Raw genomic sequence first — 20,117 nt, 5'->3', positions numbered from 1 at the left:
CGCCACCCCAGCCGCCGCCGATCTCGCCGCCTTCGCCGGCCAGCCGCTGGCAGCCGTCATCCCCCTAGCCGAGCAGGCCAACGGCCAAGGCGACTGGCCGCGCGCCCATGCCGCCTGGATGAGCCTGCTCGCGCGCCCTGACAGCGCCCTGTCCATCACCGACCTGCTGCGCATCAGCCAAGCGCTGTTCAAGCTCGATGCCTTCCCCGATGCCACCGCCGCGCTGCAACGCGCCGCGCAACGCGAGCCAAAGCACCCTGGGGTGATCAGCGAACAGGCCAACCAGTATTACTACCATTGCTACTCCTCCTGGCTGATGCAGACCACCGAGAACGCGCCGGACTGGTATCAGGCTGACGGCCTGGCGCAGCGCCCGGACTGGGCCACCGCCTGCGACTGGCTGGAACAGGCCGAACGGGTCGTCCCGCGCAACAACGTGCGCCGTTATGTGCAAGCCTATCTGCTGCTGGCCGAGGACGCCTGGGATCGGCAAGCGCGCGAGCCGGCGCTGGCCGCGCTGCGCACCGCGCTCCAGGCCATCGGCCCCAAGGCGCTCGACGCGAGCCTCACCGAGGCCATCGTCACCGCCGTCAGTCAGGCGCGCGCCGGCGCGTCCTCGGGCCAGGACGCCGCGCACCAGGCGCTGCAACAACGGCTGCAGGCGCTGCCCAGCGCCCTGCTCAGTGTGGCGGACTGGCTATGCTTGAACGATCTGCTCAACTGGAACGGGCTGCTGCTGCTCGGTTATGCCGCCCGGCAACAGGCCGTCGCGCGCGCCTTGGCTGATGCCGAGCAGCCTGCGCCACCGCCGCAGGCGGTGCTGACCGCGGTGCGCGCGGCGCTGGATCAGGGCGAGACGGCCCAGGCCGGGCGTTTTCTGGATCAACTGCGGGCGGCGGGGCACGAGGGTCCGCAGGTGGCGGAGTTGCGCGCCGTGCAGGCGTTGTTGGCCGGGGATCTGGCCGCCTTTCGGGCGCAGTGGCCGCATCCGCCGCGACCGGTGGATGAGCGCTTTCGGGCCTATCTGCGCGGTAAATCGGTGGCGGTGGTGGGGCCGGCGCCGACGGGGAGCTTGGATGGGGCGGAGATCGACGGCTTCGATGTGGTGGTGCGGATGAATTGGCGCGGGCCGGAGAGTCTGCCGGAGGCCGAGGAGTTTGGGCGCAAGACCCATGTGGCGCTTTACAATGCGCATACGGTGCGGTTGTTGAGCGCGGAGCAGCGGCTGGGGTTGGTGAAGGCGCTGGATTTTTGTTTAATTCGGCGGCCGCGCTATGATGCGGATCGGTTGGCTTGGGCGGCGGATCGGGTGCGGATGATTGCGGAGTATCCGGGGGCGTTTTATAAGTCGCTCAATGCGGTGCCGGCGGTGGTGTTTGATTTGCTGCTGCATGGGGTGGAGTGGGTTAAGCTGTTTAAGGTGAATTTTTATTTGGGTGAGCGCCAGCATGCTGAGAGGTATCGGGGGCGGGGCGATAAAGATTTAGCAGCTATTCCGCTGCGTCGTTTGCAACCAGTAATGGTAAATCATGATTTAACCGGCCAGCTATCGCTGGTTCGACAAGTAGTAAAACAGGACAAAAGTCATGTTGAAATGACAGATACAAGGGTTCTTGAGTTAACTAATAAAGCCTATTTGGATGGCATTGCTTACATATTGCGCATAAAAAATCGTAATTTTCACAATTCACCTACCGCTAGAGGAGAAGTTATCAAGAGTAGAAGCAAATATATCGATGAGAATCCTTTACAAATATTTCGTGAACAATGCAACCTTTCCAAGGAAAACCATCGACCTCTGCTATTAGTTGCGAATGGTCCTAGCAATAAATATTTTGAAAATTCAAGGGTTCCACAAAATCCTGTAATATTTCGTCTTAACGATTTTTATCTTGAGGAAAACTATCAGTTTGGTGATCGCGTCGATGCGTATCATCTGCCGATATATGCGAGAAGAACATTGGCTGCGCTGGAGATTATTGCTCAGCATAATTTTTATTCGATTGGCTTTTATTTTCGGCCCACAAATTTAATGAAGCCATCATTGCCAATATTTGTACCGGAAACTTCACGATGGACAAAGATTGCGAGACCACGCTTATGGCCAAGAGACCTGTTTTCTCATTTTAAGGAGTTCGATGATTTTTTTATCACAAGAAAATTTGGAGGAATACCGACTACGGGGTTCATGCAAATTGCAACGGGCCTTTTTTTAGGATTTGAAGAAATTTACATATCCGGTTTGGACTTGTTCCAACCCTTACTTAATGAGCCATCTAGCTATCAGCATCATGATTATACCACGCCACCCTATATCGCAAAAACGCTCCTCAAAGATTCCCTTAAACAAGGTTATTTTAAGAAAACGCACGCTGAAGACATTGATATTCGCTTCCTTTCTACACTTCTTACATTATTTCCAAACGCGAAGATTTTTTGTGCAGTTCCCGAATCACCCTTATCTAAACACCTGCCGGTAGCGCCTAAGAAAAGTGAGAAATATTTTTCGCCCAAAAGTCGCGTAAAAAAAGACATCAAAAAGTTTCTTGATTTGCACGAAAAGGCACTATACGCAGGTGTCAACAAGATCGGCGAAGTGCACTACCTTGATGGAAGACTAGTTGGCTGGGCTTGGGATACAAATAAACCAGAATCCAATCCTCCAAAGATTCATGTTGTCAGTGAAAAAGGCGAGATACTTGATCAAGTCATTCCCAACACATTCCAAGAAAGGCTGCGCAATGCCGGCATCGGACGCGGTAATCACGCATTCAGCTTGGATATATCAGCCTATCAAAAACACAAAAAAATATTCGTTGGTTTTACTGATGGTACAGAACTCAGCGGGAGTCCAGTCACTATCAGACAAGCCGTACTGCTAGCACATCAAAAGGATAATCAGATTGAGGACGAGCTAGACTGTAAAGCCATTGAGGCTATTAGTGCATCTGGCTTATTTGATGAGGAGTGGTACCTTGCTAATAATCCTTGGCTGTTAAAAGCCAGAATTGAGCCAATAAAACATTATTTAAATACCGGATGCCACAATAATGCATCGCCAAATCAAACACTAAATTGGGGTAAATATACACAAGAAGAACAAATCAACCTGTCTCAGGGTGAAAATCCTTTGCTACATTTCATAATTCAGGGAAAAAGTAGCGCATCATTTAAAGCGAAACCAAAAATCAAAAACAGTAGTGAGCTTGCGCTAACGAGGTACGCTGAATTTATTCATCAGATACCACGTGGAATTAAGAAAATTGCTCTAATTGGGCATGATTACAAACTGCAAACTGGAGTGATGCGTTCGCTTAGCTATTATGTAAAAGCAATCACATTTTTGAAAATGGCGGAGATAGATACTTTTGAGGTAACAGAATTTTTCACAAAAGAAGAACTAATAGAAAAATTCAGAGACTACGATTTTGTTATTATCAACTCAGTGCATCCATTTTTAAAATGTGACGCATTTTTAGATTTCATATGCTCACTTGCCCCAAACTCTTTTTTGGTCTATTTTCACGAAACCCAATGGGCATTTGATAAATTTAAAACCGACCAAACAGAAAAATATTACAAGTTTATAAACGCATTACCTAGCATGAATATTCTTTGCGTTTCTAATGCACAGGCAGAGTGGCTTAAATTTAGTTTCAGGGCAAAAAAAACATATACTATATACGAGACATCCGCTTTACATCAAGAAAATCAACAAGATGTGCGACAAAAAAAGAAAAACAAGATGTTTCGAGTAGTGATGGCGGGAAGTGTTCAAGAAAGAAAAGGCGTGCAGTTATTTTTGGATGTGGCTCGCTATGCGAATGAAAAAAAATTACCTTGGCGCTTCGAGTGGGCGGGTTTCTCACATACGAATAAACTAACAAAGCTACTTAAAGACAGTCCCTATGTTCAATATCTCGGCGCGCTGGATGGTGAAAAATATTTTCACTTTATCAGTCGAGCAGATGTTTTTTTTCTTACCTCCAAAGATGATCCCTTTCCTTTAGTTTGCATCGAAGCCATACAGGCCTACACCAAAGTTGTTGTCTACAGAGCAACCGGAATTGCTGAAGTAATACAAGACATAAGTGGTTGCGCCGTGTATCAAGATTATACACTTGCAGCAGCTTTTAAAAGCATCGTTGATGCTACTGCGAAAAATATTGATATTGGTCAATATACCGCCTTGCAGGCTAAGCTGTGTCTAAAAAGTTTTGTTAACAGAATGAATTTTGCGATTTCAAAAACTTATGGAAAAGAATTCGATACTTATAAAGATAGCGAGATCGAAGCTAAAGCTATGGCAGCCTCCAAACGAAAAGATTGGGAATCGGCAGAGTTTTTTTGGCGCACATTACAAAATGACGCGCCCTCCCGCCAAACTGATGTTGTATTGCGGCGCTGTGAATGTTTAAGGGAACAAGGAAAAACGACGGAAGCCGATCAGTTGATCGAAAGCGCACTGATTACCAATAGCCAAGATCACGAATTGAAATTTGCGTATGCGAGAAATGCGGTTCCGTCTCATCCGCATTCACATAAACGCAATTTATATCAATATACAGTTCGCCTTGAAGAATTGCTGTCTGAGAAAAATGTCGTAATTTTTGCATACTATCAAAATTTAACGAGTTCTTTTTTGTCTGCAAACAACACCGAAAAAGCAAAATATTATCATGGGCGAGCTAAAACGCTCGCAAACAACAAAGAAGACAGGGCGTCTATCGAATTTGAATCTATAAATATTGCATTCTCACAGTTGAACGCAAAAATTGCGCCGGTCTTAAATACAACGACCGAGTTACTCGATAAAAACATAATTTCAGAACTCAGAAACCTATATTCTCTTTTTGATCGTAGCAGAAAATATCCTGAATGTAACAAAGCATCAATGGGGAAGATGAGTTATATCGCGCGGCTCACCGGAGAGGAAACGGCCTTTATCGAAAACGCATTAAAAAAAGATATCAATAAAGCATCGAAGGAAGAGGCAACCGAGATGGTTGAGAGCATAAGGGATTTAATTGATAAACTAAAATCAATCTGGAATACTAGCAAAACCTATGACAGTGACGAAAAGCTCGCTACCATTTTTAGCTGTTACAGTGCTGACATATTGCATACTCAGTCATGGTTATATATTAATAATTTACTAGTATCCCACGGCATGTTCAAGTCTGCCCATGAGATAAAGAGGCTCGCAACATTAAGAGCATATTCCCATGCAGAGAGTGGTCGTTATCTATTGACTGCGGTCAAGGCAGCCATTCAATCAGGTGATCTCGTTGCGGCAGACCACTTGCTTAGTGAGCAAGAGCTTATTTCGCAGGATGTCTATAAAACAAATTTTTTCCGGCTTTATTTAAATGGGTTAATGTCAGAAAAGAATTGTTCAATGCCATCTATCTCCTTTGATGGTTGCTTGGGTTGGTTAAAATATACCAATCTGGTTGAAGGCAAAAGCGTCGCTATTGTGGGATCTGCTAACAATTTTGATGCTGATGGGGATGAAATTGACTCGTTTGATGTCGTAATACGCGTCGCTTATTCTGGGGAAAGAGTTGCAAGCCAAAAGATCTACGGCTCAAAAACCGATGTATCCTATTTTAATAACGCATTTTCTAATATCGTTGCGGATCGGCGCGATAAAGCTTTTATAGCAGATTTAAAAATGGTGATACTAAATAGTAACAACCATAAATACACAAATGACCTTATTAACGAAAATAAAGCGCGGATTATGTTGAATCCTGATTTTTTGTTTTTTAATGGGTCCGCGAATGCCATACAAAAAATTCTTTATGATGTGCTTTTTTTTAATCCTAGGCGAGTTAAGATTTTTAAATCCAATTTTTATTTGTCTGCAAACCCTTACGCGTCTGGACGGGCGGAGGGCGCGACAACGCAAATTCCCCTTAAAACTTATCCGTTTGGACACGATTTTATGGAGAACCGACAATTTATTCGTAATTTTTGGCGTGCAGGAAAAATATCAGGAAGTATATGTGGTGACAAAGAGTGCGAGGGCGTGCTTGCGTTAACGGATAAGGAATATATGGATCAAATGTCAATGTTACTGAATAAATGATAAATTGGGATATTTTCGGTTTCAAAGCCACTATAATTTTAGTTGTGGCAAAATTTAGAAATGGCAAGTTAAAAAATGCTTGATCAAAACCGACATCTCGCCATCATTGGTCTCGGCTATGTTGGACTTCCCCTTGCACTGGAATTCGGTCGTATACGTCAGGTGATTGGTTTTGACATTAGTCAACGTCGCATCGATGAACTGCTGTCGGGCACTGACGTAACAAGAGAGAGTACTGAAGAGGAGTTGGCGGCTGCCGGTAGGCTGAGCATGACGACTGATGCTGAAGCTCTGCGCGTCTGTGATACCTTCATCGTAACCGTGCCAACGCCCATTGACGCATATAAACGACCCGATCTGAATCCCTTGCTCTCGGCCTGTGAGACCGTCGGCAGGGTACTCAAGCCTGACGACATTGTGATATTCGAATCGACCGTTTATCCTGGCTGCACGGAAGAAGATTGCGTGCCAGTGCTTGAGGCGGAATCTGGGCTTCGGTACAACCGCGACTTTTTCTGTGGTTACAGTCCTGAACGCATCAACCCTGGCGATAAGAAACACCGCCTCACCACCATCACCAAGGTCACTTCTGGATCCACACCCGAGGTTGCTGAACTGGTCGACGCTCTTTATCGTGAAATCATCGCAGCCGGTACCTATAAAGCCCAGAGTATCAAGGTCGCCGAAGCTGCAAAAGTTATCGAAAACACCCAACGCGATCTAAACATTGCCTTGGTCAACGAACTTGCTGTCATTTTTAACCGCCTTGGCATTGACACTCAAGCGGTTCTTGAGGCGGCTGGCAGTAAGTGGAATTTTTTATCATTTCGCCCTGGACTTGTTGGCGGTCATTGCATTGGGGTTGATCCTTATTATTTAACCCATAAGGCGCAGGCTATTGGCTATCACCCCGAAATCATCCTTGCTGGTCGCCGTTTAAACGACGCCATGGGTGCATATGTGGTCGGCCAACTGATTAAGGCAATGACCCGCCGCCACATCCCGATTGCAGGTAGTCGTGTGTTGGTGCTTGGATTGACCTTTAAAGAAAACTGCCCTGATTTGCGTAATACTCGGGTGATTGATATTGTTAACGAGTTGAAAGATTTTCAATGTCAAGTCGATGTCTATGACCCTTGGGCATCGCCGTTAGAAGCGCGTGAAGAATACGGGATCGAACTGCTTACAACTCCAGAACGTGGAGCTTACAATGCCATCATTCTTGCCGTCGCTCATCGGCAGTTTCAGGATATGGGAGAGGTTGGCTTGCGCGCTTTTGGTCAGGTGGTACATCTGCTGTACGATCTAAAATGTATCCTTCCTCCCAGCAGTAGTGACCTTCGGTTGTAGTGATGGTGGCGAGCGAGATGTCTTCTCCAAACGAACAACTACGGCGCCATTTGCCACCCGTCTGGCTGCTCAGGTTAAGAGTTCTCTGGCATCGAATGCGAGGTGTAAAAATTTCGAAGGACGTGGTGCTCTTATGCCGGGCAATGTTGCTGCGTTATCCTAAGAACATTAAACTTAATTCTGCGGTGATTATCAAATCAGGCGCGCATATCTGTCCATGTAATGCCACGGCTGAAGTGACAATTGGCGCGCGGACCTCAATCGGTTTTCATACCTTTATTTATTCTACCTCTGAGATTGAAATCGGCGAAGATTGCATGGTCGCCTCTTTTGTCTATATCGTCGATAGCGATCACGGTATCCGCAAGGATCTGCTGATGAACCGCCAGGCGAACCGTAGTCGTCCCATTCGTATTGGTAATGATGTCTGGATTGGTGCGCACGCAGTAATCTTGTCTGGCGTCACCATTGGAAATGGCGCCATTATTGCCGCTGGTGCGGTCGTCCGCGAGGATGTCGCACCTTATGCCATTGTGGGTGGTGTGCCCGCTAAAGTGATCGGAGCACGGGAATGACAATCGGTATTATTTTGCTTTGTCGCCATGACTCTAAACGGTTGCCTGGCAAGATTCTGCGGGTGATTCGCGGTCGCACCATCTTGAGTTACATCATTGAGCGCATTCAACACGCCGCACCTCACCGACCGCTCGCTGTAGCCACTTCGGACGAGACGAGTGATAACCTGATTGCAGACTATTGTCGGCGCGCTGGGCTTCATTGTTTTCGTGGTAGCCTCAATGATGTCGCTGGCCGCTTTTTGGAATGTGCTGAGCAGCATGGCTGGGACTTTGCCGTCCGCATCAACGGTGACAACCTGTTTCTCGACCGGGATACACTGCATGCCATGTTAGCGATTGCGGATACTGATCATTTTGACTTGATCAGTAACGTGCCGGAGCGGACGTTCCCTTACGGAATGAGCGTTGAAATTATTCGCACCGCCTTCTACCGTCAGACCATGGATCAGGTCACCGATGGCTCGCACCGCGAACATGTGACTTCTTGGTTTTATGACAATCCAACGCTCGGTCGTCGCTACATCTATCAAAATACATTCTGTCCGCAAGCTGCGGGGTTACCACTTGCGCTCGACACACCTCGGGATTTCGAACTCGCGTGCAATATTCTGGATCGCGCTGGACCAGCGCCCGCTTTGCGCTCACTGCGAGAAATCTATGAACTGGCGACGAGCAAACCTCAGCCTTCGCCTTGGCGCGGCTCATCTGGACCGCTACTAATCGCCGAGATTGGTGGAAATCACGAAGGTGATTTCTCGACCGCAAAAGCCATGTGCGAGGCTGCCATTGATTCAGGAGCCGATTGCGTCAAGTTTCAACTCTATCGCGGTGATACCTTGGTTAGCCCGATCGAAAGCCCGGATCGGAATAAACATTTCCAGAAATTTGAGCTGAGTCGCGAGCAACACATTCAATTGGCTAAGATGTGCCGTGGGGCGGGTGTGTCTTATGTCGCATCTGTCTGGGATCTGGCGATGTTGGAGTGGATCGACCCCTACATGGATTTTTACAAAATTGGCTCCGGCGATCTAACGGCTTGGCCGCTGTTGGCTGAATTTGCGCGGCGGGGTAAGCCGATGCTGCTTTCAACCGGCCTTGCCACGATGAATGAGGTGATGCAAACCGTATCCTTTTTGCAAAGCGTTGATGCGCGTTTCAAACACCCTGAAATGCTCTGTATCATGCAATGTACATCGATGTACCCCATTCCAAATGAGGATGCCAACCTTCGCGTTATGGAGACCATACGCGCATCTACTGGCTTGGCTGTTGGCTATTCTGATCATACGGAAGGCATGGCCGCGTTGGGCACTGCGGCTGCGATGGGGGCTGATGCTCTGGAGTTTCACTTTACCGATGCACGCGAAGGGAAAACCTTCCGCGATCATAAAGTTTCGCTCGTCGCCAGCGAAGTACGCCAGCTCAAAAAGGAGATCGCCCAAATCACCGCGCTGCGGGGCGATGGCGTGAAAATGCCACAACCCAGTGAACTTGAAAACGGACATGAAATTTCTTTCAGGCGCGGTGTTTATGTGAATCGGCTGGTTAAGGCTGGTGAGATCATTTCAAGTGATGATTTGGTGCTGCTACGTCCATTACACGGGACTGATGCGCGTGACACCAATTTGGTAGTTGGCGCAAAAGCGCTGCGCGATATTAATCCATTTAGCTCTATCAGTGAGGGAATCGACTATCAGAGCATAACTGATTCAAAGGTAGATGGCCGATGAAGTTTCTAGCAAATCTAACACAAGGCTGGTTGCGACAGGGTAAACCAAAATTGTGGGCTAGCCTCTTCCGACTCATATATGGGGCTCACAATGTTCGTATCGGTCACAACTTTCGCTGCGATGGAATGCCACGTTGCCTGGTCGATTCCAGCGCAGAATTAATCATTGGTGATGATGTTGAATTCCGAAGTGGAGTGGAAGTGCGCGTACATGGTTCAGCTCAAGTGCTTATAGAGGATGGTTCACGTATTGACCGTGGTGTGCGTATTTTAGCTTCAAATTGTGCAGTCGTGCGGATTGGCGCTGGCACTCGTATAGGTCTATATTCGGTTCTAAATGGTGGCGACTCTATTGACTTAGGCCGTAAATGTCTAGTTTCTGGTTTCGTCTACCTACAGACTAGTATGCACCGGTTCACAAGTTTAGAAGCACCAATCTGCGACCAAGGCTATGATCATGGATCAATTCAAATCGGTGATGGCGCTTGGCTGGCCGCCCATGTAGTCATTATGCCGGGTTGTACAGTTGGGCCTGACGCTGTAATAGGTAGTAATGCGGTCGTTGTTCATAATGTTGATCCAGCTAGTGTCGTAGCTGGTATTCCAGCGCGGAAACTGCATGATCGTGTATCAGAGAAATAAGTATTAAGTATGTTGAAAGATTTTGGGCAATCTTGCCTGGTTACTGTCTACGTTCCTTGCCGTAACTATGGTCAGTACTTAATGCAATGCGTCGAAAGTGTATTGCAGCAGCTCTATAAGAATTGGGAACTTATTATTATCGATGAAGCATCTGATGATGAAACAGCTACCGTTGCAGATGCTTTGCATCGACAGGAGCCGGATCGCATTACAATACTGCATAACGCCGAACCGATAGGACTTCAGAAAATTGCTAATCGGGTACTCGGTATGGCAAAAGGCAAGTACCTGATGCGCCTCGATGCCGATGATTGGCTAGACGAATGCGCACTCCTTCTGATGGTCGCTAAAATTGAGTCCAATCCTCACCTGGGGCTGGTCTACGGAAACTATTTTTACACTGATCCAGAAGGCAGGATTCTTGGCATGGAGCGCCGGTATCGTCTCGGTCAAGAAGACAGGGCTGGGCACTTACCTCCACACGGCGCTTGCACCCTGTTTCGCACGCGAGCGTTGAAGGCAGTGGGCGGCTATTCCGAAGATATCAATGCACAAGATGGTTGGGAGCTATGGTACAAATTATCCAATCGTGTCGGTGTAGCAAGTTTGGACATGCCTGTCTTTTATTACCGGCAGCACGGAAAATCGCTCAGCCGCGACTTTACCCGACTACTCAGCGCACGCGCACAAATTTTTGAACGCATCGGCAGTGGGCTGGAAGGAAGCTATACACCGACCTGCGTGGCGGTGATTCCCGTGCGCGAGTCTTATCCTGGCTTTGAGGGTGTTCCCTACCGTGAATTCGAGGGCTGTTCCCTATTGGAACGCGCCATTCGCGTCGCATCGGCGGCCCGGCGGGTCACTCAAGTCATGGTCTCATCGGAAAGCCAATCTGTCTTAGATGCCGCTGCACGGCTCGAAACGGAAGGACGGGTTTCTGCTCACTGGCGATTGCTGCGAGGCAAGCCTGGCGATACACCCGGTAATGTGCCGATTCGCGACATCATGTTAAGCACCGGAGAATATCATCGCGATCTACATGGTACCTATCCCGATGTCGTTATCTTCCTAAGTATCCATGCCGTTCATCGCAGTGCTGAACATATCGATAAAGCAATGAATGTACTGCGCATTACCGAGAGCGATTCGGTCGTTTCAGTGCAGGAAGAACGAGAGCCATTATTTTCTCACGGTCAGGATGGATTAAATCTCCTCAATCCGGGTCGCTTCAACGATCTTGCCTACGACCGCGAACGCCTTTACCGTTTTAACGGAGCCATTCTTGCCACTTGGTGGGAAGTTCTCCAGACGGGTACCCTGCTTGGCGAGAAGATCGGTTATATTGAGATGTCGCCCGACGATAGCCTACAGATCAAAACAGCAGCGATGCTGGGTGATCACGACTAAGTGCGGTTGTTTGTAAAATGTCTTTTTTCGAGAAGACGTATTCTTAGCTAACAAGCTTTGCGTATCGCCTCCTAAAGTTTGAATCATCAGGGTTTTTAGATGAAAGTGTTAGTGACGGGTGCAGCTGGATTCATTGGGTCAGCCTTAGCAATCCGCTTATTGGAGCGAGGGGATGAAGTCATCGGGCTCGACAATCTAAATGACTACTACGATGTTAGTCTAAAGCTGGCTCGCCTTGAACGAGTAAAAAATCAGGCGGCATTCACTGATCTGCGCGTTGATATTTCTGATCGGAAAGTAGTAAACGGGGTATTTGCACGCTATAAACCTGAGCGAGTAGTCAATCTCGCCGCGCAGGCTGGTGTACGCTATTCCATCGAAAACCCGCTCGCCTATGTCGAGACCAATTTAGTCGGCTTTGCACACATCCTCGAAGGCTGTCGCCATCACGATGTTGAGCATCTGGTCTATGCCTCCAGTAGCTCGGTCTATGGCGCCAACACGCGCATGCCGTTTTCGGTGCATGATAATGTCGATCATCCACTCAGCCTCTATGCCGCCAGCAAAAAAGCGAATGAGCTGATGGCGCATACCTACAGCGAGCTCTACCAACTGCCGACCACTGGCTTGCGCTTCTTCACCGTCTACGGGCCTTGGGGTCGACCGGACATGGCGCTGTTCCTGTTTACCCGTGCCATCCTCGCCGGTGAGCCGATTCAGGTGTTCAACTATGGCAAGCACCGGCGTGATTTCACCTATATCGATGATATTGTTGAGGGAGTGATCAGAGTGTTAGATCACATCCCAGAGCCGAATCCCCGCTGGAACGGCGCGCAACCGGATTCCGCCACCAGCCGTGGCCCCTATCGGCTCTATAACATCGGTAACAACAGCCCGGTCGAATTGATGCACTACATCGAGACCCTGGAGCAGTGTCTAGGTCGCGTGGCCGAAAAACAGCTCCTGCCGTTGCAACCCGGCGATGTGCCAGATACTTATGCCGATGTCAGCGACTTAGTCGAGGAGCTTGGCTACCAGCCCGCCACCAGTGTTGAAGCAGGGATCAAAGCATTCGTAAACTGGTACCTGGAGTTTTATAAGAAAGCCTGAAGGCTAATTTATTTCCATCCTGTAAAGATTGACTGCGTTATTAAAATGTCTTAAAAAACAAAGAGTAAATAAAATGATTAAAACTATTCTAGTCACTGGTGGCGCTGGATTTCTGGGTTCACACCTTTGTGAGCGTTTATTAGAGCAAGGTAATGAAGTCATCTGTGTAGATAACTGCTTCACCGGTAACAAAGAGAATATATATCATTTAAATACACATCCTCGATTCGAGTTTTTTCGGCATGACATCACCTTTCCGCTTTATGTTGAAGTTGACGAAATCTACAACCTCGCTTGCCCAGCATCGCCAATACATTACCAATTGGACCCCGTTCAAACCACTAAGACTTCTGTCACAGGAGTCATTAACATGTTGGGTCTCGCTAAAAGGGTAAAATCCAAAATCTTACACGCTAGTACATCTGAGGTTTATGGCGATCCTGAAATGCATCCGCAACCGGAAAGTTACTGGGGCAATGTAAACCCAATTGGGCCAAGATCTTGTTATGATGAAGGCAAAAGATGTGCCGAAGCTTTGTGTTTTGACTACCTTCGGCAGCACGGCGTCAACATCAAGATACCCCGGATATTCAACACCTACGGCCCTCGTATGCACATTAATGACGGGCGTGTTGTCAGTAATTTTATCGTTCAAGCGCTTCGCGGTGATGCGATTACAATATATGGTGCTGGATCACAAACACGATCATTTTGTTATGTTGATGACATGATTGATGCGTTCGTTCGCCTGATGAATACAAGTGATGAATTTTCTGGGCCAATCAATCTTGGGAACCCGAACGAATTTACAATATTGGAGCTTGCTGAAAAAGTTGTTGAACTGACAAATTCAAAGTCAGAACTTGTTTTTAGGGACTTACCTGAAGATGATCCGAAACAGCGAAAGCCTGATATTACGTTAGCAGCAAAGGTTCTAGAATGGTCGCCGCAAATACCGCTTGAAGAAGGCCTAGTTAAAACAATTGACTATTTTGATAACTATTTAAAACGAGCAGGATCAGATGCCTAACATACTTGTGACTGGTGGCGCTGGCTATATTGGCAGTCATGTCAATAAAGCATTGCATTCTAAAGGCTATAAAACTATTGTTTTGGATAACTTGGTCTACGGTCATTCTGAATTTGTAAAATGGGGCAATTTTTTCTTGGTTGATTTACAAAACAAAGATTCACTGAAACTTATCTTTAAAAAGCATCAAATCGACGCGGTCATGCACTTCGCTGCTTACGCTTATGTAGGTGAGTCTGTTCATCACCCGAGTAAATATTACAACAACAATGTCGCAAATACACTAAACCTTTTAGATACAATGCTGGAATGTGATGTAAAAAAGATCATTTTTTCATCGACATGCGCAACTTATGGCTTGCCGCAGGAATTGCCAATACCGGAGACGCATCAACAGTCCCCAATAAACCCATACGGCAGATCGAAGCTGATGATCGAAAACATCTTGGCTGACTATCAAATAGCCTATAACCTGAATTATGTTGTTTTACGATATTTTAATGCCGCAGGCGCAGATCCTGACGGCATTATCGGGGAATGGCACGAACCTGAAACACACTTGATACCGCTGGTCTTGCAGGCGGCGCTTCGCGAGCAAGGTGAAGTTAAAATATTCGGCACTGATTACAATACCAAAGATGGTACTTGCATACGCGACTATATTCACGTGACTGACCTTGCTGATGCTCACATTTTGGCGCTCGAATATCTTTGCAACGGAGGCACTGAAACTATTTTCAATTTAGGTAATGGGGATGGTTTTTCTGTTAAGGATGTTATAGAAAGCGCTCGAACGATTACTCAGAGAGAGATTGCCGTTAAAGAATTTCAAAGACGGGAAGGAGACCCTCCGATACTGATTGGCGACGCAAAAAAAGCAAAAAAAATATTAGGCTGGTCGCCAAGCAATACTTGCTTGGATTCAATTATTGATACGGCGTGGGGTTGGCATCAAAGATTAGCTTAAATGAAATAATAGCTTCATTGAAACTGTTTTTCATATTTCAAGCAATACTAATGACCAAAAAAGATTATGAGAACCCTTATAAAGTCGCTAAACACTTAGCGGCCTATTCCAAGTATTTAAAAAAGCCTTGGGTATACGGCCGTAATACGCTCGATTTCGGCTGTGGGGTTACTAACCCATTAGGTATTGGTATAGGTTTTTATTTAAATGGTGCTAGTTCTGTCATTTCTGCAGACATATCTAGAGTAGCTTCAGCGCAAATAGCTATCAATCTGTGTCATTTTTTAGCAGCAGTAGAGAATGATCAAACTGCATTCATGATGCGGCACACTAATAGCATTGATTTTCAACGGCGCTTGCGCTTGCTAGATACTATGGCGCTTTGCAAATGAATTGATAAAATCTTAATTTTTCCATGCTATACTGAAAAGTTATTTTGTCAGCATGGAAAAATCCTGTGGTACATCCGAGAGGCAAGCCACTGACCCCTGAGGAAAAACGGCTACTTGTTTCTGTTAACCAATACTTTAGAAGAAATAGGTTAGCATTTGGATCAAGTGATTCTCCCGCTCAAATGACTTCGGATGCTCTTGATGTTGGTCTAGCCACCGTCAATCGCGTCATGGCTCAATATCGGAAAGATCCGGAGAGCCTTGATGCACCTACGCTGATGCGAGGACGACCGGCATACTCAATAGAAAGTTCCGATCAAGAATCGGTTCGGGCATATATTCGAGAAGCCAATCGAGAGGGCGTACATATTACCTTGGAAACAATTCAAGTCTTTCTTCGGAGCAAATCGCCTGATCAAATCTATCATATTTCGACGTTGGCCAGGACTTTGGATCGATGGGGTTTTGAATTTGGCAAAGGTATCAGAACACAGCATTTAAAGGAAAAAGACAACATCATTTCTGCTCGGCAACGCTATCTGCGGAAGATGCGCGGCAACCGAAATTCTGATAACCAGCCTCTTCGGCCGGAAGTCTATTTAGATGAGTCTTACGTCAACAAAAATCATAGCCATGACTTGGTGTGGCACTCAGTCGAAGATGGCCCTTGGATCCAGAAGCCAACAGGAAAAGGCGAACGATTAATTATCCTTAATGCAATTACAATGGATGGTTGGGTTCCTAACGCGAAAATTGTCTTCAAAAGCACAAGAAAAACAGGTGATTATCATGGGCAAATGGATGGAAAACTTTTTAGCAAATGGTTTACCGAGGCATTGCTTCCAAATATACCAAGCCAGTCAATAATCGTAATGGATAATGCCTCTTATCATAATATTCTTACAGAAGATTCAGCGCCGACCCCGACATGTTCGAAAGAAAGAATTCGTGACTGGCTTGATCAGAACAAAATACCCTGCGCAGAAGATTGCCTAAAAGTTGAGCTTGTAGAAATTTTGAGAAAAATCGCTCCAGAACCCACTTATGAGGTTGATGTGATAGCAAAAAAAGAAGGGCACAAAGTTTTGCGAACACCTCCTTATCATCCTGAACTACAACCTATCGAAAAATGCTGGGCCGTGGTAAAAAACGAGGTGGCGCGGCATTGTGATTTTAGTTTAGAAAATCTTAGGATTCAGTTAGACGCGGCATTCGAAAAAGTAACTGCAAACACATGCAAAAAAATCATTAAAAATATACGAGATGTAGAAGACAAGTTCTGGCAAGAAGATGCCGATTTCGAAGAAAAGCAGGAAAACTTTTCATTATAGCACAGAAATTTTTCAAAATTATCAATTCATTTGCGAAGCACTATAGTAGTTTATGTAAAGGCAATTTGGATAAATTTTTAGAGAACTTGCTACTGAAATATATTGTTACAAATACCGATAAATATTCTGAATACACTAGCTCAAGCTCATCAGTCGATTTAATTATATCATGTACAGTTCTTGAGCATATACGCCCATTCGAGATGCATATATCAAACCTTGTGGATATTTTAAGTACCGGAGGAAAAATGCTTCACATCGTCGATTTTCGAGATCATGATCATCGTAAAGTAAAAGATGACCCTTATAGATATTGGCGATTTTTGATATCGGATAATGTAAGGTGTGCGAAGTCGTGTAATCGATTGCGCCATTCGCAAATGATGCAGGCTTTTAAAAAATATGGATTGAAAATCAGAGAAATTGATCTGTATCAAAAGCAACTACCGAATGGGCTTCAAGAACAGTTGCTTCCAAGATTTCAATCTATCCCCAAAAAAGACTTAAAAATTCTTATGGCGACTTATCTGTTGCAAAAGCGCTAAATGGTAACCGATTGGCACTGGAAATGACATCATGAATGAAATACAAAAAATAGTTGTTAGAGGTATATCTTCTGAGAAAGCATGGGATTTTGAAAATGGTTTTTATTGGTTTTCACCTCCGACAAGAATAGGTAAAAGTTTAGCTCATTACGAGTTATATAAAAAAATTATTAGTCTTCCAGGCGACATTTTTGAACTTGGAGTGTATAAAGCAGCTTCTCTTATCCGCCTAGCTACTTTTCGTAATTTACTTGAGAACGACTATTCTAGAAAAATTATAGGTTTCGATGCTTATGGCAAGTTTCCGAGATCTTCAGTATCTCTATCTTCGGATCAGGCTTTTATAGATCAATTTGAGGGAAAAGGCGGGGAAGGTTTATCGAAGGTAGAAACTGAAACGATCTTAGCACATAAAGGTTTTGATAATTTTGAGCTTGTTGAGGGGAATGTCTTCGATACAATACCGGAATACTTAGACCGTTATCCAGCAACAAGGATTTCGTTCCTACATCTAGATATGGACGTAAAAGAACCAACGCAGTATGCACTAAGCTTGTTATATGATCGTGTAGTGTCTGGGGGATTAATTGTTTTCGATGACTATTCCACAGTAGCAGGTGAAACGGAAGCAGTAGACAACTTTCTTGAGGCTAAAGGTCTGTCACTTCAGAAATTGACATATTACAAGATACCATCATTTGTTATAAAGCCATCTACTTGATTTTAAAGTGTAAATATAATTGGTTTGGCATTACGCAATTTGGGCAATTTATGCAAAAGGGGGGTATTGTATTTAGCAACGGTGCAATTTCCGCTCATGTGGGTTTTGATGTGAAATCATGATGCGACACATTGATCTCACTACAGGCTAAACGACCGCGTCACCTCAAAATCCACTTGAGCAGCAATTTTTGTTTCTCGTCGCATTGGAGTGCTTCGTTATGATCGTCCCGCGCCCCTTTAGCTTGGATAATGAGCGATGAAGATAACCCATAATTAATCAAGGGTAGGGCCTCGATCATAAGGCGGGCCACCCTTAAGTGGCTAAAGTGTGCGGTTGTCGGCTAAGGTACTGTTTTATATGATGGTTAACCACAGTTTTTCCGACTGGATCATTAGGGCTTGGCCCACTTTATGATCAAGGCCCAAGGGTAGCGGTTCTGCTCAAGGAACAGAGAAAAGTAAAGAACGCCCGAGCACATTTCCCGGTCGCAACGTGGCTAATCTTCTATCTTCATGCTGCTGATGAGCGCGGAAAGACGGTGCGGAAGAAGAAGCTCAACTGCCCAATGCTGCGGCCTGGGTTCATCGCCCATTAGTCCGTGACGGGTGAGGAGCCATTTCCGATAGAAGTCTTCGGCAGTCCTTTGTACTGTCTCACAGGAGCTTATCGTGACACCGGATATGTGCCGGCGACGCGCGCTTCGTCCGATCAAATAAGTGAGTCATCAATCGCGGGTCGAAACATATCAAGGAATGGCGAATTACGAATGTGGAGCGGTCTAGCATGAATCAAGAAATTTTAACTCGATTTAGAGAGATTGCTCGAAATCATTTTTTTTCGCGCAACTGGGAGCCATTAACAGCAACTGGCCGGCAACGTGGTTTTTTAAGTCATAAGCCTATTGATCGACAACTTTTAACTGCCATAGGAGGTTGCTCGCTCGACGATTTTCCCGAGGTTGGTAATATAATTCGGGAGTCATCGCAAACTGGTCTGCCGCAAGAGCAAATCCAACAACTATTACTTGTGGGTATATTGGCGACACTTGCGCGTAACGCGATTTTAGTTGGTAAAGAGGAAACCGCTTTTCTTTATTTGAACGAAGCCATAAATTTACTTCGGGCTAATTACTTTCCAAACTATTTGTTAGGAATCCTTGATGAATTACGGGGCATGTTTTCTCGACAGGCGGAATCAGTTCGCCTCGATTGCATAGATAAGAAAGTCTGTTTCGTGCATATACCTAAGACTGCTGGCAAGAGCGTAAATAAAGCCCTGTATGGAGAGCGTTTTGGATGGGATTCACTAGCTTACCACGCGCGCATCTCGGATCATCGATTGAAGAATAATCCATATAAATTTTGTGTAATTCGAAATCCGTTAACATTTTATGTGTCAATCTATCATTTTTTCCGAGAGCAAATGAACAATATCAAAAATCCTCTGCGCTATATAGCTTCAGACGTCGAGTTTAATGTTTTTTTGGAGATTATTACTGATTGCGGTTTATTTAAGCAATATCTCGACGCTAAAAAAATTAAGTTATGGGGTCGCGATCGAAAATTTGCTCTCGCCCAGAATCCAGAAATCGGCCTCCTTACTTTCTATTTTTTGTATATGTGTTTTAATAACAATCAGATGGCGATCTTGTCACCGTGCAAGGTTTTTCAATTGTATCCTAGTCAATTTTCGCTGGATGCTGTTCTTCGCTTCGAGAGTTTAGAGCGAGATTTTCCTGCATTGATGAGTGAGTGGAATATTCCCGTATTACCGTTGGAACAGTTGAATGCTTCAAAGCACGATGAATGGAGCCGATACTATACTAAGGAAACGAAAAATATTGTTCTAAAAAAAGACTGGTTGATTTTTAAGCTTTTTTATCCAGAGTTTTTAAAAAGTTGTGGTTTATACAGTTGGTAGGCGATGATTAGCTGCAAACGAGGAAAGTTAAAGGACTGGGGTTCGATATAATTTTCAATCTGTCCCGTCCCGTGTGATTATTTGCCAAAGAGGAGCCATCCTTTGTTCCTCGCTCGAGCAGTTCTTGAAGCACTGATCGCCGAGCTCAAGGCGGATTGCCTAGAGGCTGAACGACCCCTATCTCGACCAGCAACCAGCGACGATCAGACCATGGAGGCATGAACGATGCAGGTTCGACTTCATAAAAACGCCCGCACCACCCCGGCCGTTCGTGCGGAGCTGCGCGCCTCGACGTTGCCCA

The 20,117-nt window shown here is 45.8% G+C and carries 13 protein-coding genes and 1 pseudogene; all 14 read left to right on the top strand.

All coding sequences use genetic code 11. The features are described from left to right. Positions 1-118 precede the first annotated feature (118 nt). The 14 genes and pseudogenes from CKO36_RS15120 (at position 119) to CKO36_RS15055 (ending at position 19,816) form a co-directional block, all read left to right on the top strand. A complete protein-coding gene (locus CKO36_RS15120; RefSeq protein WP_207161487.1) occupies positions 119-6,091 on the top strand; it encodes an alpha-2,3-sialyltransferase in 5,973 nt (1,990 codons plus the stop codon). A 75-nt stretch (positions 6,092-6,166) separates the two neighbouring features. Beyond that, positions 6,167-7,441 (top strand): Vi polysaccharide biosynthesis UDP-N-acetylglucosamine C-6 dehydrogenase TviB, encoded by a 1,275-nt coding sequence (gene tviB / locus CKO36_RS15115; RefSeq protein ID WP_200285243.1) that lies wholly within the window; start codon positions 6,167-6,169, stop codon positions 7,439-7,441. 413 nt (positions 7,442-7,854) lie between these two features. Beyond that, a pseudogene (locus CKO36_RS20505) lies at positions 7,855-8,010 on the top strand (DapH/DapD/GlmU-related protein); the annotation flags it as partial. A gap of 2 nt (positions 8,011-8,012) precedes the next feature. After that, entirely contained in the window at positions 8,013-9,749 is a 1,737-nt protein-coding gene (locus CKO36_RS15105) for an N-acetylneuraminate synthase family protein (protein WP_200285240.1), read from the top strand. Then, the gene (locus CKO36_RS15100; RefSeq protein WP_200285238.1) at positions 9,746-10,390 is read left to right on the top strand and encodes an acyltransferase; all 645 of its coding nucleotides are present in this window, start codon (positions 9,746-9,748) and stop codon (positions 10,388-10,390) included. The genes CKO36_RS15105 and CKO36_RS15100 overlap by 4 nt, the downstream gene beginning before the upstream one ends. 9 nt (positions 10,391-10,399) lie before the next feature. Next, positions 10,400-11,797 carry a glycosyltransferase family 2 protein gene (locus CKO36_RS15095; protein ID WP_200285236.1) on the top strand — a complete coding sequence of 466 codons (1,398 nt, stop codon included), beginning with the start codon at positions 10,400-10,402 and terminating at the stop codon, positions 11,795-11,797. Between the two features lie 99 nt (positions 11,798-11,896). Further along, on the top strand, positions 11,897-12,907 hold the full coding sequence (locus CKO36_RS15090; RefSeq protein WP_200285234.1) for an NAD-dependent epimerase: 1,011 nt from the start codon (positions 11,897-11,899) through the stop codon (positions 12,905-12,907). Positions 12,908-12,980: 73 nt separating this feature from the next. Beyond that, a complete protein-coding gene (locus CKO36_RS15085) occupies positions 12,981-13,937 on the top strand; it encodes a UDP-glucuronic acid decarboxylase family protein (RefSeq protein ID WP_200285232.1) in 957 nt (318 codons plus the stop codon). After that, positions 13,930-14,904, top strand: a complete 975-nt coding sequence (gene galE / locus CKO36_RS15080) for a UDP-glucose 4-epimerase GalE (RefSeq protein WP_200285231.1) — start codon at positions 13,930-13,932, stop codon at positions 14,902-14,904. Before CKO36_RS15085 ends, galE begins: the two co-directional genes overlap by 8 nt. A 50-nt stretch (positions 14,905-14,954) precedes the next feature. Further along, positions 14,955-15,296 (top strand): hypothetical protein, encoded by a 342-nt coding sequence (locus CKO36_RS15075; RefSeq protein ID WP_200285229.1) that lies wholly within the window; start codon positions 14,955-14,957, stop codon positions 15,294-15,296. 44 nt (positions 15,297-15,340) lie between these two features. Then, the gene (locus CKO36_RS15070; RefSeq protein WP_200285227.1) at positions 15,341-16,627 is read left to right on the top strand and encodes a transposase; all 1,287 of its coding nucleotides are present in this window, start codon (positions 15,341-15,343) and stop codon (positions 16,625-16,627) included. Between the two features lie 65 nt (positions 16,628-16,692). Further along, positions 16,693-17,172 carry a methyltransferase domain-containing protein gene (locus CKO36_RS15065; protein WP_200285225.1) on the top strand — a complete coding sequence of 160 codons (480 nt, stop codon included), beginning with the start codon at positions 16,693-16,695 and terminating at the stop codon, positions 17,170-17,172. Between the two features lie 31 nt (positions 17,173-17,203). Beyond that, complete coding sequence (locus CKO36_RS15060) at positions 17,204-17,893, top strand: TylF/MycF/NovP-related O-methyltransferase (RefSeq protein WP_200285223.1); 690 nt, start codon at positions 17,204-17,206, stop codon at positions 17,891-17,893. 786 nt (positions 17,894-18,679) lie between these two features. Then, entirely contained in the window at positions 18,680-19,816 is a 1,137-nt protein-coding gene (locus tag CKO36_RS15055) for a hypothetical protein (RefSeq protein WP_200285221.1), read from the top strand. Positions 19,817-20,117 lie beyond the last annotated feature (301 nt).

The organism is Rhabdochromatium marinum (assembly GCF_016583795.1).
Taxonomy (GTDB): Bacteria; Pseudomonadota; Gammaproteobacteria; order Chromatiales; family Chromatiaceae; genus Rhabdochromatium; species Rhabdochromatium marinum.
Note: the sequence above shows the minus strand (reverse complement) of the source record. Positions and strands in the feature narration are given on the sequence as shown.

What these genes read in the sequence shown, in the direction of transcription:
- CKO36_RS15120 (WP_207161487.1), top strand. Translation starts at nt 119, where the DNA reads ATGAGCCTGCTCGCGCGCCCTGACAGCGCCCTGTCCATCACCGACCTG.
- tviB (WP_200285243.1), top strand. Translation starts at nt 6,167, where the DNA reads ATGCTTGATCAAAACCGACATCTCGCCATCATTGGTCTCGGCTATGTT.
- CKO36_RS15105 (WP_200285240.1), top strand. Translation starts at nt 8,013, where the DNA reads ATGACAATCGGTATTATTTTGCTTTGTCGCCATGACTCTAAACGGTTG.
- CKO36_RS15100 (WP_200285238.1), top strand. Translation starts at nt 9,746, where the DNA reads ATGAAGTTTCTAGCAAATCTAACACAAGGCTGGTTGCGACAGGGTAAA.
- CKO36_RS15095 (WP_200285236.1), top strand. Translation starts at nt 10,400, where the DNA reads ATGTTGAAAGATTTTGGGCAATCTTGCCTGGTTACTGTCTACGTTCCT.
- CKO36_RS15090 (WP_200285234.1), top strand. Translation starts at nt 11,897, where the DNA reads ATGAAAGTGTTAGTGACGGGTGCAGCTGGATTCATTGGGTCAGCCTTA.
- CKO36_RS15085 (WP_200285232.1), top strand. Translation starts at nt 12,981, where the DNA reads ATGATTAAAACTATTCTAGTCACTGGTGGCGCTGGATTTCTGGGTTCA.
- galE (WP_200285231.1), top strand. Translation starts at nt 13,930, where the DNA reads ATGCCTAACATACTTGTGACTGGTGGCGCTGGCTATATTGGCAGTCAT.
- CKO36_RS15075 (WP_200285229.1), top strand. Translation starts at nt 14,955, where the DNA reads ATGACCAAAAAAGATTATGAGAACCCTTATAAAGTCGCTAAACACTTA.
- CKO36_RS15060 (WP_200285223.1), top strand. Translation starts at nt 17,204, where the DNA reads ATGAATGAAATACAAAAAATAGTTGTTAGAGGTATATCTTCTGAGAAA.
- CKO36_RS15055 (WP_200285221.1), top strand. Translation starts at nt 18,680, where the DNA reads ATGAATCAAGAAATTTTAACTCGATTTAGAGAGATTGCTCGAAATCAT.